This window comes from Martinezella multihospitum, from assembly GCF_900094585.1.
Taxonomy (GTDB): domain Bacteria; phylum Pseudomonadota; class Alphaproteobacteria; order Rhizobiales; family Rhizobiaceae; genus Rhizobium; species Rhizobium multihospitium.
The window spans coordinates 495,353-512,662 of the sequence record NZ_FMAG01000004.1 but is presented as its reverse complement, the minus strand read 5'-3'; the positions used below and the strand labels follow the sequence as shown (position 1 = coordinate 512,662).

The window sequence follows — 17,310 nt, the reverse complement described above, 5'->3', positions numbered from 1 at the left end:
ATGCGTCGCGAAGGTCGTTGGCCTCGCGACGCTCATTCAGCTCGTAGGTGCCATCAGCTCCGCTTCGGCGCCTTGTCGGTCAAGGAGACGTAATCGAGACGGAAGACGGAAGCGCGGGGATGGACTTCGAAGCCGGCGATCCAATCCCGCTTGGCGGCGAGAACATCGAAGAAGACCGGAATGATGGAAGGAACCTCTTCATTCATCAGCTTCTGCGCCTCGGCATAAAGCTCCTTGCGCTTGGCTTCGTCGGTGATGCCGCGCGCCTCGTTGACGACCTTGTCGAAGGCGGCATTGTTCCAGCGCGTTTCATTCCAGGCGGCATCGGATGTGTAGAGCAGCTTGAAGATTGCGTCTGCCGTCGGCTGCATGTTGTAGAAGCCGACATAGAAGCTGCCTTTCTTCCACACTTGCTCGAGATAGGTCGCATGCGGCATCGTCTGGACGTTGATGTTGATGCCGGCTTCCTTTGCCATTTCGCGCAAGGCGACGGCGAGCTGGGTGCGCTGGCTCGGCTTGTCCGATGCAATCAGCGTCGCCTCGAAGCCGTTCGGATAACCTGCCTCGGCAAGCAGCTTCTTGGCTTCCTCGATATTGGCCTGGCGCAACGGCAGGTCGGCGTAGAAGCGATAGGAGGAATTAAGGGCAGTATCGTTGCCCGGCGTGCCGAATCCCTCGGTGACGAAGTCGACCATCGCCTGCCGGTCGACGGTGAGCGCCAGCGCGCGGCGGACGCGGGCATCGTTGAAGGGCTTGGTGTCACAGCCGAAATTGATGTTGCAGAACTGGCCGGAGGGCACGCGCAGCGGATTGACGCCTTGGGCATCCTTCATCCGCAGATATTCGGTCGGCTGCACGGTCGAAATAATGTCGATATCGCCGGCAAGCAGGGCCGAGGTCTGCGCCGAGGTATCCGGAAAGACCTGGATTTCGACACGATCGAGATAGGGGCGCTTAGGGTCGTAATAATCGGGATTGCGTTCGACGACGATCAGACGGTCGGGTTCGTAGGAGACAAGTTTGAACGGGCCGGTGCCGACGGCTGTCGTCGACAGTTTCTTGAAGTCGCCAGTCGCGATGGAAGCCGGGATGATACGCGCGACCGTATAGGCTGTCGCCACGGGAAAGTCGGCGTAAGGGGTCGAAAGCTTGAAGACGGCGGTCAGCGGATCGGCTGCGATCACATCAGCGATCGGCCCGACATTGTTGAGTGCTGGCGACGCGTTCTTCGGATCAAGGATCGCCTTGAAGGTCTTGACGACATCATTGGCGGTCAACGGCGATCCATCATGGAACTTGACGCCGCTGCGAAGCTTGAAGGTCCATTCCGTCAGCGCATCGTTGGCGCTCCAGCTTTCGGCAAGATCCGGCTCAACCGACATATCGACATTCAGCCGGGTCAGGTTGCTGTAGAGCAGCTCGGTGACCATATATTCCGGGTTGACGCGCGTCAGCAGCGGATGGATCACGCTTGCGGCCTGATCGACGGAAATGCGCAACGTGCCGCCCTTGGCGGGAGCGGCGGCTTGGGCAAAGCCGATGGCAGGCGCTGCCAGAATGGCGGCGGTGCTCGCCAGGAAATGACGTCGATTCAGCTTCAGCATTGCAATGTTCCCTTATTTTGATGGTGCGTGTTCTGGAATGAGGCCGGTCTCAAAGTCGCGGGCGAGATAGGCAAGGATGCTCTGCGCCAGCGCGACGATATCCGTGGTCGTCGTATGTTCGTCGGGGCTATGGATGCAACTCTCCGGACGTCCAAGACCGCCGAGCAGGACTTCCTGCATGACGCCCGTTTGCTGCACGTAGCCGAAGTCCGAACAGCTGGCGGCACCCCATTTGCTGAAATCGGAATCCTGATAGCCGAAGCCGAGGCTGAGCGCCTTCTGCCAGCGTGGCCAATGCGGGCCGTCCGGATCCGAGGTCGGGATGAGATGGCCGACGAGGTCGATCCCGACTTGCAACTCCGGCGATTTCGCCATGACGGTGCGGACAAGCTCTTCGATCTCAGCCCTTGCCGTTTCGTAACTCTCCTCGGGTGCATAGCGGCGACTGACAAGGATTTTCAGCTCCGCGGGAACCTGTCCTCCCGACGTACCGCCATTGACGGCGGCGATGGAAAGCTGCGGCCGCAACGGTCCGCTCGCATGCGGCGGCGCCGGCAAGGCGGATGCGAAGGCGGCCACTTGCGGCTTCAGGGCGTACAGGGCATTGAGAAGAGGAAGGGCGCCGTCGATCGCATTGATGCCCGAGCCGGTGCGGTTGCCTTCGCCCGCGTGAACCGCGTGACCGCGAACGGTGATCTGAAGATTGAAGACGCCGAAGCAGCCCGCCCAGATGCGTGGTGCCGCCGAACCGTTGAAATTGACGATATGTCCCCTGAGCATGCCCTGCTCGGCGAGATATCGGATTCCCGGATAGAGGCCACCTTCCTCATCGGTGCAAAGGAGCAGCATCGGATCGTAGGCGAGTTCGACCCCACAAGCATCGCCGGCACGCAGCGCAAGCAGCGTCGCCGCGATGGTGCCTTTCATGTCCGCAGCTCCTAGCCCGAAGAGGCGTTCGCTTTCGCGGCGCAGACAGAGCGGATCGTGTTGCCAGGCAGGGGCGGCCGGCACCGTATCGACATGGTAGTACAGCCCGCAAACCGGCTTGTTGCCGGATCGCTCGGCAATGAGATTGACTCGCGCCCCTTGGGCCGGGCCATTGCCGACCCGCCACAGCTCTTCCGGCAGGATGACCTGCCGGCAATGAAAGCCCATGGGTTCCAGCAGGCTCGACATCAGCTCCGCAAAAGCCGGATAGCCGTCTCCGGGCGGAAAAGAGGTATCGATCGCGACCATTCGCGCGAGATCGCCGACAGCGCTTTCGACGTTCTCTTCAATGATTTTCAAGGCGCTTGCAAATGGCTCCTCGAAAGATGACAAGATTTGATCGCGCATGCTCTAATTCCGAAAAAGACGCGCAGAAACACATGGAGGCTCTGCACTCGTATTTATATAAACTATATAGTAATGATGCTGTCGCTCAGGCTCCGAGTCAACTCCAAATAAGAGGCAAATAATTGCGCGAAATGCCCAAATTTTCAGCAGATGTGCCGCGTGCATCCGAGCTCTCCGTTCCGCTCTACGAAGTCGTGAAACGTCAGATCACGGAAGCGATCATGATGGGCAAATGGTCGGCCGGGACCGTGCTGCCGAGCGAGATCGCACTGTCGCAAAAGTTTGGGGTTGCTGTCGGTACGATCAGGCGCGCCCTGCAGGATCTGACCAATGAAGGCCTGCTCAGCCGCCGGCGCAAGACTGGAACCGTGGTCACCGGCCGCACGCCGCAGCACAGCCTGCGCTTTTTCTTCCAGTATTTTCGTCTGCATGGGCTCGACGGTTCGCTGCAAAACTCGACATCCGATATTCTTTCGCTGAAACGCCGCAGGGCGAACGAAGAAGAGCGGGCCGGACTGCGGCTTGATGATGCGGCTGAAGTCATCTCGATTCACCGGCTGCGCAGCGTCGGAGGCAAGCCGGTCATGCATGAAGTCATGGCACTTCCGGCAAGGATGCTGCCGGAGTTTCCCGACAAGAAGGAGGAGATTCCCTCCCTTCTTTATCTCTTCCTTCTCGATCGCTATGGGATTCGCATTTCTGCCGTGCGAGAGCAGATTGCCGCCGACATGGCAACAGAGGAGGATTGCCGGCTGTTGCAGTTGAGCATGCCCAGCGCCGTGCTGACGATCGACGAAGTGGCCTATGATCAATCCGCAGTTCCAGTTCTTGTCGCAAAACATCGTGCGACGACCAGAAGCCATCGCTATGTGCACGAGGTTCAATAGCAGGCAAAAGGCGTAGCTCTCCGGCGCCGCAATCCGGAGACCGCGCGATATTATCTCGCTGCTGGTGCGCCTGCCATTTCTGCGAAATCCAGAAGGCTTGCCTGCGTTCCTGGCCGGAGAATCGCCTAAGGACCGGAGCTTGCCGGCCGCGTCTTGTCGGTCGACGATGCGACTGCGTTCGTTCAGCTTTGAGCGTTGTGACACGCAATGTTCGCGATTTCGAAGGCGTAGGCCTCTTCGATGGCGATTTCCGCCTGTCGATCAGCTTCGGAGATTTGCCGCAGCGTCTTGCAGCTCTTCCGCCGGGGCGGCAGAATAACTTCCGTTCTTCTTGTATCACAAGCTGCTCACTCGGTGAGTTGCCCAATGATATAGAGTTAATGGTTGTAATGAAGTTTGGCTTGATTACAGCATAGCGATAGTGTGACTAGGTGCGGGGCTATGAAAATCTCGGGGCGTCCTTACGGATTTATTTTATGTTGGGAATGTGATAGCTGACATATATTAAGGCTGCGAGAGTGAGAATGGTAGAATTCAAATTTAGTGAACCACCTGTAGGAAACGGTGCTGACGACATTTCAAACGAGTGCCAACGCCAATTGCAGCCTATAGTTAGTGAAATCGTCCGGGCCGCAGCTGCAGCCGGGTGGAATCAGAAAGATGTTCTTCTAGCGATGGTGGATGTCGCTTGGGACTTGTATGAAAAGCGCCGAGGCGATCTTTAGCGGTCGCAATGGTCGACAGCCGGCGGTCATGCTCCGTCGTGAAATGGCATCCATATCCCGTACGATCAGGTGCCGAAGGCCGCAGGATCCGTTCGACCGGATCAGAAAGTGACGCGCCCTGCTGGCTTATACTTTCTTTACCATCCTCATATCTCCCCTTCCAAACTCGGTAATTTATACTATTTAATCTTGCGCTATGAGCTGGTTTGCGGCGGCATCCGGCGGGCAGTGTTGGGAAAATGAGATCTCAGATGACGTTGGGATCTCGTCTGCTTGTTAGCATTTGCAGGGTTTCGTTCGGGCGGGGCGATGAAGAATGGATTATGCGGGTGAGGTGCGCGAGCGTACCGATCGATATGTGTTCGACATAATTCCCGAAAGTGCGGGTCCGAGAAAGGCCACCATGCGGGGGAGCGTCATCAGCTCCGTTCGCGAGCCTGGATCACAGACGTTCCTGGCCAAAGAACATGCGATGGGGATCGTACTGGCTCCTATGCGTGGCTTGCGAGCGTCTCTCGGCAGCGACAAGATCACCCAATATGACGCGCCTGTCGGTTGCCTCATCATCAATCCTGCCGATGTCGACAGCACTCTTGCCTGGTCGGAAACCAGGAGAAATCTTGTCGTCGCGATTCCCCCCCAAATTCTGTCCGAACTGGCACTGCAGGAGTTTGATCTTGCCAATGTAGAACTCGAGCCTCCAGCATTTGGAACCGTCGATCCTATCGCCCTCGGCATAGCGCAGAGGATTTCCGTCGAGTTAACCGGGAAAGCAGCTCCGAATGAACTCTATCTGGATTCATTGGTTACGTTGTTCAGTACACATCTTCTCCGTACCTATGCAAACAATATGAGACAGCTTCCGTCGCCCAGGGGAGGGCTCTCCGCGAAAAGCGCTCGACGCGTGGAAGAGTATCTTCACGAACATTTCACCGAAAAGGTTCACGTCGCTGAACTTGCGGCGGTCGCTGGCATTTCGCCAAACCATTTCATCGTGAGGTTCGCCAAGACCTTTGGCATGCCCCCACACCGGTATCTGATAAATCTGCGCCTGGACCTTGCGGAAAAGCTGCTCGCCGAAGGCGAAATCGCGATTGCGGAAATCGCGTATATGGCGGGGTTTTCGGATCAAAGCCATCTGGCGACCACGATGAAGAGATACCGTGGACGGACGCCGACGGAGCTTCGATATATGCGATAGCCGCACGGGCATGAAGGCAAGCCCGGGTCTGTCCTAAGCCAGTTCGAATATTCCGAGACCTGTGATTTTCAGCGCGCCAATCGAAAGGTGTAGGCGGGGATGGAACGTTTTCTGCTCACACGGCAGAAGAGATTTTTCGAAATGGAAAGAACCGTTTGGCGCAGATCGCCTAGCGGTTCGCCTCTTCATGCAGAACAGCCTTAGGTTAAGTGTGGCAAAGTGGCTACACCTGCAACCGGCTAAGCAAAAAACCGTAATTTCCTAAAAAAATTCCGGAATTTTCTAAAATACCGTTGCGCTGAAATAAGGCCATGTTCGTGGTGGTAACCATCCGGTGCTCTATGGACATTCAATTCCCTGAATTTGAAATCTTTGCTCCGAAAATCGAGGTAGCCTGGACTGCCTTGCAAGACCGATATGCCAGCCGCCTGACCGGCCCGGAAGTCGATTATCTATTTGCCTGCCTTGTCTTCGGTTTGACCTCTCCGGCCTACGGGGAAGGGGAGCCATTGTTCCATTTCGATGTCTGCCGCGCCCTGGTGACGACGAAGCTCCCGCCAGATCGGGCTGACGCCGCGTTGTATTCCGTTCCGGAGCTGACGCAGCCATGGGCCGACACCGTCCGCGAACAGCTCGAAAGCCAGGCCGCCAAAATGGGTCGCGCGCTTCAGCAAGCGCACAATTTCAACGACGACACAGCCGCAGATGCGGATTCACGCGCGCTCGGTCGTCCAGATAGCAGCGAGGAGAAAGCAGCATGAGCGAGTGCGTTGGGAAACATCTGCAGGCCAAATCGCGTATCGGATTTGCACGAAGCTGGATTTCGGGCGGTGATGGCAATCGCCTGGTTCGCCGGCGGCTGATGGCGGTGCTGCGGATGGCATCTCGCGTGCTCGGCTTCAAGCGGAGCCGTCTGGGGCACGGGATGCTGGGTGTTGGTGGAGCAGTGGCGATGGGTGCAATCGCATTCGGGGGCATCGCCACACCGGCCCTGGCGCAGTATGCCGCCGGCGGCGGAACCGCGACAGGCGCCAACTCCGTCGCCATCGGTAACGCTACTAACGCGAATAACGCGAACAGCGTGGCGTTGGGCACTTCCAATAGCGCAACAGGCGATGCTTCGATCGCCATCGGCTATTCGATGGGTGTCAATGGCCTCAACGCCATAGGCATGGGTGTCTTCGCGAACGCCACCGGCGTCAATGCTCTTGCCGTGGGCGGAAACGCCCGCGCACTGGCAGACGGAGCTTCAGCCTTTGGTGTCAACACTACTGCAAATGGGGCGAACGCCGTCGCTCTCGGCTCGACGGCCAGCGCTTCGGGTGGCGCCTCGGTAGCGATTGGATTGGCCTCCAACGCCTCATCTTCAAACGGCTCCGCCATTGCCATGGGGGTCGGCTCCAAGGCTAACGCTGGAACGGGCGGCGGTTCTCCCGTTGCTATCGGTACAAATGCCAATGCAAGCGGCACCGCTCCTGCCGGCTTCACATTCGAGGCTGTTGCGTTAGGCTCCGCCGCGACGGCCACGGGCGCATGGTCGAATGCCGTGGGTTCGAGCGCATCTGCGACGGGAACCGGATCCAGCGCTTTCGGCACGTCGGCCACTGCGTCGGCAGACCAGTCCACGGCGATCGGGAATGGGGCGACTGCTTCTGGCCTGAGAGCCTCCTCCATGGGCTATCTCGCCAATGCCTCCAACACCGATTCCATCGCCCTCGGCACGACAGCTGCCGCCTCGGGGACCAACTCGCTCGCTATCGGTCCCACTACTGTCGCATCGGGAGATTTCGGCGTTGCTCTGGGTAATCAGGCACAAGCGATCGCCAGTGGCGGTGCCGTTGCGATAGGTTCGGGCGCGATTGTCGCAAACGGTGCGACCTCCGGCATCGCCCTCGGCAACAACGCAAACTCTGCTGCCAATTTATCCGCCGCAGTTGGCGCCGGCGCGAATGCCTCAGGGACTGGGGCCGTATCCGTAGGTTATGTAGCACAGGCTACCGCCATCAATGCAGTTGCTGTAGGCCCGAACGCGATCGCGAACCAGCAAAACACCCTAGCTTTAGGCGAGTCCTCCACTGCCAGTGGCGTGAACAGCACCGCAATCGGCGGCGGGTCGGTTTCCAGCGGGGCTCAGGCGATCGCTTTGGGCATCAACGCGAACGGTGGAGCCGACTACGCGACCGCGATCGGATCGGCGGCCAAGGCTACCGGTGCCCGTGCGTTCGCGGGTGGCCGTAACGCCAATGCCGGAGGGGACGATTCTACCGCCATTGGCACGGTGGCCGTCGCGACAGGAGCAGCCTCGACCGCACTCGGTTCGGGCGCGGTGGCACAAGGCGTGAACGGGATCGCCGTCGGCACCGCCGCCGGCTCGCTCAGCGATGATTCCGTCGCCATCGGCACGGGCGCGATCGCCGATGGCGGTCAAGCCGTCGCCATCGGTGCGGGTAACACCGCTTACGGCGACGGCGCGGTCGCGATCGGCGATCCGAGCTATGCGAGCGGCACCGGCGCCTTCACCGGCGGTGCCAACAACATCGCCAACAGCGATGGCACGGCGACCGCCACCACCGCCAACCAGGCGGCCGGCGCGGTCGCGATCGGCAACAACAACAAGGCGATCGGCCAGGGCTCCGTCGCGCTGGGCAATGGTTCCACCGCAGGCGCTTCCGGCTTCGTCGGCAATATCGCCTTGGGTAACGGCGCAACAGCGACGGCGAGTTCCGGCGACGTGGCGCTCGGTTCCGGCTCGTCGACCCTTGCAGCGGTCGGTACCGCCAGCGCCACGATCGGCGGCAATACCTATAACTTTGCCGGCACGACACCGGCGTCGACGGTCAGTGTGGGCGCGCCGGGTGCCGAGCGCACCATCACCAATGTCGCGGCGGGCCGGCTCAACAACGGTTCGACTGATGCCGTCAACGGCTCGCAGCTCTTTGCGACCAACCAGCAGGTTGACCTGAACACGACCGCGATTAACAACATCAACACCGGCGCTGGTATCAAATATTTCCATGCCAATTCGACGGCGGCGGACTCATCGGCAACGGGTGCGGAATCCGTTGCGATCGGACCTCTCTCGACCGCGGCAGGGGCGAATGCCATCGCGGCTGGTAACAATGCGACCGCCTCCGGCCTCGACGCAGCCGCATTAGGATACATATCCAAGGCCACCGGCGACTACAGCACCGCGATCGGCCCCAATGCCAATGCTACGGCCACCTCCAGCACCGCGATCGGCCAGAATGCGTTTGCAACCGGTGTTCAGGCGAGCGCTCTCGGCGCAGGCGCGAATGCCGGCGCTCAGAACGCGCTGGCGCTGGGCGCTCTCTCTTCAGCCGCCAACGCAGGCGACGTCGCACTTGGCTCAGGCTCGGTGACCGACGTAGCAGTCGGTACCGCCAGCGCGACGATCGGCGGCAATACCTATAACTTTGCCGGTACGACACCGGCCTCGACGGTGAGCGTCGGCGCGGTGGGTGCCGAGCGCACCATCACCAACGTAGCCGCAGGCAGGCTCAGCAACGGTTCGACGGATGCCGTCAACGGTTCACAGCTTTTTGCGACCAACCAGCAGGTTGACCTGAACACGACGGGCATCACCAATCTCAGCAATATCGTCAACAACATCAACACCGGCGGCGGCATCAAATATTTCCATGCCAATTCCACACTGCCGGATTCTCAAGCCCTCGGAACGGATTCGGTTGCCGTCGGTCCGAATGCGGTGGCGAACAATGCCGGTGACGTGGCCATTGGCCTGAATTCTCAGTCTGGTGCGACGACGGCGGTTTCGGGAGCCACGGTGGGAGGCACCGCCTACACCTTCGCGGGCACCACCCCGGCGGGCGCCTTCTCTGTGGGATCCGCCGGTGCCGAGCGTCAGATCCAGAATGTTGCTGCCGGCCAGCTCAACGGCGGCTCGACGGATGCAGTCAACGGCTCGCAGCTCTTTGCCACCAATCAGGCAGTCGACAGTCTCAACACGACGGTCACCACGATCGGCGGCAACCTGACCAATCTCGGCAATACGATCAACAACATCGCCGGCGACACATCGACGACCTATACCGATGCAAACGGTAAGGGCATTCGATATGTGCGTACAAACGACAGCACGCTTGCTGTCAGCGATTCCTCAGCCCAAGGCGTCGGCTCCACGGCGGTCGGCTATAACGCCACCTCAACCGCCGACAATGCGCTTGCACTTGGGATGAATAGCCAGTCGACCATCGTCGGCGGTGTGGCCCTTGGTTCGGGATCGGTTGCCGATCGCGCCCTGGCTCCGGCCACAGGTCAACTTCCGGCGGGTCCAACGAACTTCATCCAATACAACACGACGGACAAAACCCTGTTGGGCGCGGTTTCGGTCGGTTCGAGCACGTCCTATCGCCAGATTACCAATGTGGCTGACGGTAGCAGCGCGCAGGATGCCGTCACGGTTCGCCAGCTCCAGGGAGCCATTGCTTCGGTGGCGGCAACACCAAGCAAATACTTCCATGCCAACTCGACGGCGGGTGACTCCCTCGCAGTCGGTGCCGAGTCGGTTGCGGTCGGACCCACAACTGTCGTCAACGGCGACAACGGCATAGGCATCGGCAATGGCGCGGTCGTCGACCAGGTTGCCCCGGGCGGCACTGCTATCGGCCAGAATGCCCATGTCATGCTGGCTGATGGCGTTGCCCTTGGCACGAACTCGCTGGCTGCGGGCGTCCAATCGGTGGCGCTCGGTGCCGGCGCGCAGGCCAACAACATCAACAGCGTTGCGCTGGGTGCCCAATCCGTAACGACCGTGGGTGCACAGACGAACTATACCGGCTTTGCGCTTACGAGCCCGCAGACTTCCGTCGGCGAAGTGTCGATCGGTTCGGCTGGATCGGAGCGCAAGCTGACCAACCTTGCTGCCGGTTCGGCCGACACCGACGCGGTGAATGTCAGCCAGCTCAAGGGGCTCGGCACCAACGTTACCAGCCTGATCGGCGGCAACACGACGGTCAATCCGGATGGATCGATCACCGGTCCGACCTATAATATCCAGGGCAACAATTACAATACGGTCTATGATGCCTTCGGTGCGGTCGACAACTCACTGACCAACATCATGAATGGCGGCGGCATCAAGTACTTCCACGCCAACTCGACGCTGGCGGATTCCACCGCCAGCGGCACCGACAGCGTTGCGATCGGTCCACAGAGTGTAGCCAGCGGAACAAGCAGCCTGGCAGCGGGACTTGGATCTACGGCGACAGGGCAGGGCGCGGTCGCCCTCGGTCAGGGCGCACAGGCCAACAATGCCAATGATGTGGCGTTGGGCTCCGGTTCGTCAACGCAGGCTGCCGTCGGCACCTCCGGCACGGATATTCAGGGTCAGCACTACGACTTCGCCGGCACCACGCCTGTCGGAACGGTGAGTGTGGGTTCTCAAGGGGCTGAAAGAACCATCACGAACGTTGCTGCCGGCCGTATTTCTTCCGACAGCACCGACGCTATCAACGGATCGCAGCTCTATGCGACCAATCAGGCGATCGACAGTCTGCAGACGGGTGTCGGAACGATCACCAAGAACGCCGTCACCTATGACCTCAACCCCGATGGCAGCAAGAAGAACAGCATCACGCTGCAGGGCGGTGACGTGAATGCGCCGGTGGTCATTTCCAACGTCGGCAAGGGTGTCGCCCCGACGGATGCTGTGAACGTCGCCCAATTGGGTGACAGCATCACTCAGGTCAAATCCTATACGGACACGGCAGCTGCCAATACGCTGGCTTCCGCCAACAACTATACGGACCAGAAGTTCGGGCAATTGAACCGAGAACTCGGAGATGTACGGTCGGAAGCGAGACAGGCGGCTGCAATTGGGCTTGCCGCGGCATCGCTTCGCTATGACGATCGTCCGGGCAAGGTGAGCGTGGCCGTCGGCGGCGGCGTGTGGCGAGGTGAGGGCGCCTTGGCCTTCGGCGCCGGTTACACCAGCGAGAACGGACGGGTCCGGGCGAATCTGTCAGGTACGGCAGCCGGCGGACAAGTGGGTGTCGGCGCTGGTCTCAGCTTCACCTTGAATTGAGCCTGCCATGTTCAAAGGAGCGCTCTTCGGCGTCCCGGCTTTCATGGCTTGCATGCTCCTGTTCGGCTCGACCGCAGCCGGACAGGAGGTTGCTCTTCCCAACTATCGCATAAGACCTTCCGAGGTCGTCGTTCCCCCCGAGTTGAAGGCCGGCGACTATCAGAGGATCATTCGCCCGTTCGAAAACTGGACGCTGATCTGCGACGAAAACTTGAAAAGTCACCAGCGAGTTTGCAACGTCACCCAGATCATCGAGAACCAGGCGGGACAGGTCGCGTTCAGCTGGTCGCTCGCGGCCACCAAAAAGGGTGATCCCTATATGATCTTGCGTGCCGCCCCGATCGCCAAGAACGATGGCCACTTCTCGCTGAAATTCGAAGGTCGCAAGGAGCCGATCCTTGTCCAGTTCAACGGGTGCAACAATACGGTTTGCGTCGGCATGCTGCCGGTCGGCCCCGCAATGCGCGAGCAGATTTCCAAAAACACGGCGCCAACAGTCTCCTACCCAACCACGGATGGGAACACGATCAGCGTGACCGCAAACCTCAAGGGCCTTTCCACAGCTGTTAAAGCAATAAAGTGACGGACGGATTTTCAATGAGCCAACAATCGATCCACGATCGCATCATGTCCCGAAACGCGAACGACGCGGCAATTCAAAATTTAGCCGGCGAGCAAGCTAGGCCGAGGCGAAGCTGGTGGAAAGTGACCTCCCTATCGGTGCTCGCAATCGCGGTCGCCGGCGCCATCGGCTACGCCGCCGTCCGATACGACGTGGTCGGCAGTCTTTTGCCGCAGCCGGCGGTTGCTGCGGCAAATGACGCCAATCAAGCGCTGCCCGATACGCCGTTCCTGCAGCACGCCAAACAGGCTGGCCTGCAATCCTGCTCGACCGTTTTCCCGATTCTCGGGCAATTGCTGACGAGCGGGACCCAATACAATGTCCAGTCGATCTGGAACAATGAAGCCGCGGACAAGCACGCGGTGCAGGCGCTGGTCGGTATGAACTATGCCACACAGGGCTATAGCGGTCCGGCCGCCGGCATCGTATTTGCCGCACCGGTCGCATCCGGCTGCGAAGGATCAATGGTTCGCGTCGCGCCGTTCACAGCGTCTTGCCCGGAAGTCTCGGCCAAGTTCCCGAACGGAAGCAAGCTCGTCAACAACCTCGATCAGGTCGGTGTCTACCAGCTCGGCAACGATGGTGGCGATGCGATGCTTTTGCCAAGCGGAAGCGGCTGCATCGTCATTTCCGTCGCTTCCGCAGCAGGAAAACAAGGGAGCCCAAAATGAGATTGAGATCTGCCATGGCAGCAATAGGCATGCTGTTTGTCTCTGCCGGCCACCCGTGGGCCGCCGATCTTTTTACGACGGAGCAGGCGCCGGTTCCTCCGCCTGAGGAACGCGGCATATGGGCGGCCATCGCCTATTCCGCGCCCGATGAAAAATACGGCTTCTTTTGGGGGGCCGACAAACGCCAGGAAGCCATGGATATCGCGCTCAAACATTGCGAGCGGGATAAGGGCAGCAGCTGTGTCGTGGTCAGCGTATTTCGCAATCATCGGCACTGGGATGACGACGACAAGACCGGCTTTCCCTACAATCATTGCGGCGCCCTTGCCATCGGCAAGGAAAAGCGTGAGCGCGCCACACCTTGGAGCGCGAATTCGGCACCGACACGCCGCGAAGCTGAAGATCTCGCGCTTAAGGCATGTGAGCGCTCAGGTTCTCGCTGCGCCGTTCGGGAGTGGGTATGCACCTGACCTATCCCGGTCACGGCAATCATAAACAACGCACCTCGTCCCGGCGGTGATCATCTTTGACCTTAGCCCGCTGCCTTCGCTCCCAATGGAACCGGCCGCGGAAGGTCGTATTTCAAGTCGAGAGATCTTATCCCTTGTCAAATTCCACATTCACTTCATCCCGAACGGTCGGCCGCATATCTTCTGCGGTGCTTGCCTTTGTCTGTGCTGGCTTTGCTTCTTCGGCCTTTGCGCAATCGGCTCTGCCAAATGGCGCTTCGAGCCTGCAGGAGACCTACCAGGACTGGCGCGTTGCCTGCAGTCAACGCGACAAAGCGTCGGCATGCACGATTTCGCAAGATCAAACCCAGCAAAACGGCCAGAGGCTGCTTGCCGTCGAAATGCAGATACGTCCCGACGGCGGCGCGCTCGCGACGCTGCTGCTGCCTTTCGGAATTGTCCTCGACTCGGGCGTGACGCCGAATATCGATGATCAGCCGCCTTTGAAGCCGGTGCGTTTTCGCACCTGTCTGCCTAACGGCTGCATCGCCTTGCTTCCGGTCGACGCTGCAACACTTGGCAAATTGCGAACCGGGTCGCGCCTGAACCTCAAGGTCGTTGCCGACGGCGGCAACCCGCTCGGCTTCCAGGTATCCCTGCAAGGTTTTTCAGCGGCTGCCGATCGCGTGGCCTCCTTGGGCGCACGATAGAAGCCGCATCTTCTCACCGTGCGGATGGGCCGTCACGCTGCTTTTGCGGCAAATCCAGAGGTCCGGCCCTGTAGGGCTGCGATTTCCAGCATCTTCGAGAACGGCAATTTGCCGTTCTCGCAACAAGGCTGGCCGTTCGATACCGGATACCTGCGCTAGCGCGGCTCCTTCAGGAGCAGCCCGTGCAAGACAAGATCGATGTGCGCCTTCAGATAGCTTGCTTTGTCCAGAGCTCGCCGCTCATCGAAAAGCAGCTTGAAGAACAGAAAGGCGATTGCGGGCGCAACGACGGCATCGGCGAACGCGGCCGGCGCCGCTCGAAACTCCCCGAGCTTTACCCCTTCATCAATAAGCGACTGCATTTGACGCTCGAGAGGATCGATGAATATGTCGTGGTGCCTGTCGACAATATGTGGAAACCGCGAACCTTCGGCAATGACGAACCTCATCAATTCCCGCAATTTGCGATCATTGATTATGAGATCGTAGATCAGCTCGATATTTTTTCGAAGCCGCTCCGTAGCGGTCCCCTTCAGCTCATTTCCGCTTATCAATAGATCTTCGAGGGGCGTCGAAATGTGCCGGATCATTGCCTCGAAAAGCTGCTCCTTGGCCTCGAAGTAAACGTAGACGGTTCCCTTCGTAACTCCAATCCTGGTGGCTATATCTTCGACGCGTGTCGCGACGTAGCCGCGTTCGACGAACTCTTCAAACGCAGCATCCAGGATCTGAACGGGGCGGCGGGCTTTCTGCTCCGCGCGCGTCAGCTTTTTCGTATCAGGCATATCCCACCTTGAGCGTTATTCGTGGTTTGGCGTCAAGACAATTTCCATTGACTTCCTAGTCAGTCAATAATATTCGTCTGCCGAACGGATGCAAGAGGTCAAATTCATGAAAGCTGTCCTTGTCGTCGCCTGGCTCAGTGTCAGTGCCGTCGCGCTTGCCTCATGCGAAAAGCAAAGCGCGAGCGAGACGAAGCCGAAGAACGTGGAGACCGTCGTGGCGAAGGTCACGCCGGTCGTGGAAAACAACACCATCACCGGCGAAGTCAGTGCCCGGGTCGAGAGCGACCTTTCCTTCAGGGTCAGTGGGCGCATTGTCGAACGCCTCGTCGATGTCGGCTCGTCGGTGAAGGCGGGGCAGGTGCTTGCGCGCATGGATGCCGAAGAGCAAAAGGCCGATCTCGGCGTCGCCACGGCGAACCTGCAGTCGGCGCTCGCCCAGCAAACACAGGCGCAGCTGGCCTTCGACCGGCAGCAGAACCTCTTCAAGACGCAGGTTACGACCCGTGCGGCGCTTGATCAGGCTCAGGAAACCCTCTTGACCGCTCAGGGGAGCGTGAAATCGGCGCAAGCGCAACTCGACACCGCCCAGGATGCGCTTTCCTATACGGAACTGCGCGCTGATGCCGACGGTGTGATTACAGCTAGAAATGCAGAGGTGGGCCAGGTCGCGCAGGCGGCGCAGCTGGTCTTCACCCTTGCGCATGACGGTCCGCGGGACGCGGTCTTCAACGTCTTTGAGTCCCTTTATCTGGGCCGCAATCTTGAGAACAAGGTCGCTGTCAGCCTCCTTTCGGCGCCGTCTCACAGAATAGAGGCCTCCGTCCGTGAAATCTCGCCCACGATTGACTCCTCGACCGGGACGATCAGGGTCAAGGTGGCTCTCGAAGGGGCGCCGGACATGCCGCTCGGCGCTCCGGTCGTCGGTCTGTTTCGGTCCGCCGCGCGGGACGCAATCGAATTGCCATGGTCGGCAATGACGTCGAAGAGCGGCAAGCCGGCCGTCTGGGTCGTCGATCCCGCCTCGTCGAGCGTCTCTCTTCGCCAGGTCGATGTCTCCGCCTATGAAACCGGCCGTTTTGCGGTGCGGGCGGGCGTGTCGCCGGGCGAGATCGTCGTCGCCGACGGCGCGAAATTTCTGCGATCGGGCCAGGCCGTCACATATGACAACGGAGCTGCAAAATGAATATCCGCATCACAGCCGGTCTTGCGATCCTCGGGTCATTGCTGCTGACTTCTTGCGAAAAACAGGATGAAGCCCACTACGAGCCGCCGCGTCCCGTGCTTTCCGTTGTCGCCAAGTCCACCGCGGCTTCTGCGCTGACCTTGCCGGGAACGGTCGAGGCCAAGATCGAGACCCAACTGGCATTTCGCGTCCTGGGACGGGTCATAGCGCGCAAGGTCAGCGTCGGCGATGTCGTCAGGAAGGGCGATGTCGTTGCGGCCATCGATCCGCTTTCGCTCGAGCTTGCGGTCAAGAGTTCCCAGTCCGAGCTTTCGAATGCCCAGGCGCAGCTGGCAAATGCCGCATCCACGGAAGAGCGCCAACGGTCCTTGCTCGAAAGCCGATCGGGAAGCGAGGCGGCCTACGAAGAGGCCGAACTCGGCCGCAAGAGCGCGAGTGCGGCGGTTGCCAAGGCACAGGCCAATTTGGACAAGGCCGAGGAGCAGCTGGGCTATGCCCAGCTTCGCGCGGAATTCGATGGTGTCGTGACCGCAACGTCCGCCGAAGTGGGCCAGGTCGTCTCCGCCGGCCAGAGCATCGCAACCGTCGCGCGCCCTGACCAGCGCGATGCCATCATCGACATACCGGTAGCAAGCTTCGACGGTCTCAAGGTAGGCTCGCCCTTTGAAGTGGCGCTCCAGCTCGACCCGACCATCCGCGCGAGCGGTGTCGTCCGGGAGATCGCTCCGGAAGCCGAAGCCACCACCCGCACGCGGCGCACGAAAATCACGCTCATCGATCCGCCGGCGGCATTTCGCCTTGGCTCTGTCGTCACCGCGACCGCGACTGTTATTGCGGATCCGATGATCCTGCTGCCGTCCTCATCCGTGCTGGTGAAGGACGGGAAGCCGAACGTCTGGGTGGTCGATACCGCGGCTCGCAAAGTCTCCATTCGGGCAATCAAGATCGACGGGGACCTTGTCGACGGCGGTTCGGTAAGGATCGCCGAAGGCATCAGCCCTGGCGAACGCATCGTCATTGCCGGAGTTCACAAGCTTGCAGACGGCCAGGCCGTCAGGGTAGACTAAGGAAAGA

At 60.0% G+C, this 17,310-nt stretch carries 13 protein-coding genes; 10 read left to right on the top strand and 3 right to left on the bottom strand.

Going from position 1 to position 17,310, the window contains the following annotated elements:
• Positions 1-53: 53 nt before the first annotated feature.
• On the bottom strand, positions 54-1,604 hold the full coding sequence (locus GA0061103_RS18495; RefSeq protein WP_092713631.1) for an ABC transporter substrate-binding protein: 1,551 nt from the start codon (positions 1,602-1,604) through the stop codon (positions 54-56).
• A 12-nt stretch (positions 1,605-1,616) separates the two neighbouring features.
• Positions 1,617-2,939, bottom strand: a complete 1,323-nt coding sequence (locus GA0061103_RS18490; RefSeq protein WP_092713629.1) for a M20 family metallopeptidase — start codon at positions 2,937-2,939, stop codon at positions 1,617-1,619.
• A gap of 131 nt (positions 2,940-3,070) precedes the next feature.
• On the opposite strand from GA0061103_RS18490, the gene GA0061103_RS18485 reads away from it, so the two are divergent.
• The 8 genes from GA0061103_RS18485 to GA0061103_RS18445 all read left to right on the top strand — a co-directional run bounded on the left by GA0061103_RS18485 (position 3,071) and on the right by GA0061103_RS18445 (position 14,268).
• Positions 3,071-3,826, top strand: coding sequence for a GntR family transcriptional regulator (locus GA0061103_RS18485; RefSeq protein ID WP_092713627.1), 756 nt, complete (start codon positions 3,071-3,073; stop codon positions 3,824-3,826).
• A 1,041-nt stretch (positions 3,827-4,867) separates the two neighbouring features.
• Positions 4,868-5,752: a helix-turn-helix domain-containing protein gene (locus tag GA0061103_RS18475; protein WP_092713624.1), complete on the top strand. Its 885-nt coding sequence runs from the start codon at positions 4,868-4,870 to the stop codon at positions 5,750-5,752.
• 311 nt (positions 5,753-6,063) lie between these two features.
• Positions 6,064-6,513 carry a hypothetical protein gene (locus GA0061103_RS18470; RefSeq protein WP_245304797.1) on the top strand — a complete coding sequence of 150 codons (450 nt, stop codon included), beginning with the start codon at positions 6,064-6,066 and terminating at the stop codon, positions 6,511-6,513.
• Positions 6,510-11,816 (top strand): beta strand repeat-containing protein, encoded by a 5,307-nt coding sequence (locus tag GA0061103_RS18465; protein ID WP_092713622.1) that lies wholly within the window; start codon positions 6,510-6,512, stop codon positions 11,814-11,816. The genes GA0061103_RS18470 and GA0061103_RS18465 overlap by 4 nt, the downstream gene beginning before the upstream one ends.
• Before the next feature lie 7 nt (positions 11,817-11,823).
• Positions 11,824-12,399, top strand: a complete 576-nt coding sequence (locus GA0061103_RS18460; protein WP_092713620.1) for an invasion associated locus B family protein — start codon at positions 11,824-11,826, stop codon at positions 12,397-12,399.
• Between the two features lie 14 nt (positions 12,400-12,413).
• Positions 12,414-13,109, top strand: coding sequence for a hypothetical protein (locus GA0061103_RS18455; RefSeq protein WP_092713618.1), 696 nt, complete (start codon positions 12,414-12,416; stop codon positions 13,107-13,109).
• On the top strand, positions 13,106-13,579 hold the full coding sequence (locus GA0061103_RS18450; RefSeq protein WP_092713616.1) for a DUF4189 domain-containing protein: 474 nt from the start codon (positions 13,106-13,108) through the stop codon (positions 13,577-13,579). The genes GA0061103_RS18455 and GA0061103_RS18450 overlap by 4 nt, the downstream gene beginning before the upstream one ends.
• A gap of 134 nt (positions 13,580-13,713) precedes the next feature.
• Positions 13,714-14,268, top strand: coding sequence for an invasion associated locus B family protein (locus GA0061103_RS18445; RefSeq protein WP_425349514.1), 555 nt, complete (start codon positions 13,714-13,716; stop codon positions 14,266-14,268).
• 155 nt (positions 14,269-14,423) lie between these two features.
• Here the strand turns inward: GA0061103_RS18445 and GA0061103_RS18440 are convergent, their stop codons facing one another.
• Positions 14,424-15,053, bottom strand: a complete 630-nt coding sequence (locus GA0061103_RS18440) for a TetR/AcrR family transcriptional regulator (protein WP_092713612.1) — start codon at positions 15,051-15,053, stop codon at positions 14,424-14,426.
• Between the two features lie 106 nt (positions 15,054-15,159).
• Here GA0061103_RS18440 and GA0061103_RS18435 point away from each other — a divergent pair, with 106 nt between their 5' ends.
• Positions 15,160-16,236, top strand: coding sequence for an efflux RND transporter periplasmic adaptor subunit (locus GA0061103_RS18435; protein WP_092714367.1), 1,077 nt, complete (start codon positions 15,160-15,162; stop codon positions 16,234-16,236).
• Positions 16,233-17,303 carry an efflux RND transporter periplasmic adaptor subunit gene (locus GA0061103_RS18430; RefSeq protein WP_092713610.1) on the top strand — a complete coding sequence of 357 codons (1,071 nt, stop codon included), beginning with the start codon at positions 16,233-16,235 and terminating at the stop codon, positions 17,301-17,303. Before GA0061103_RS18435 ends, GA0061103_RS18430 begins: the two co-directional genes overlap by 4 nt.
• The last annotated feature ends 7 nt before the right edge of the window (positions 17,304-17,310 follow it).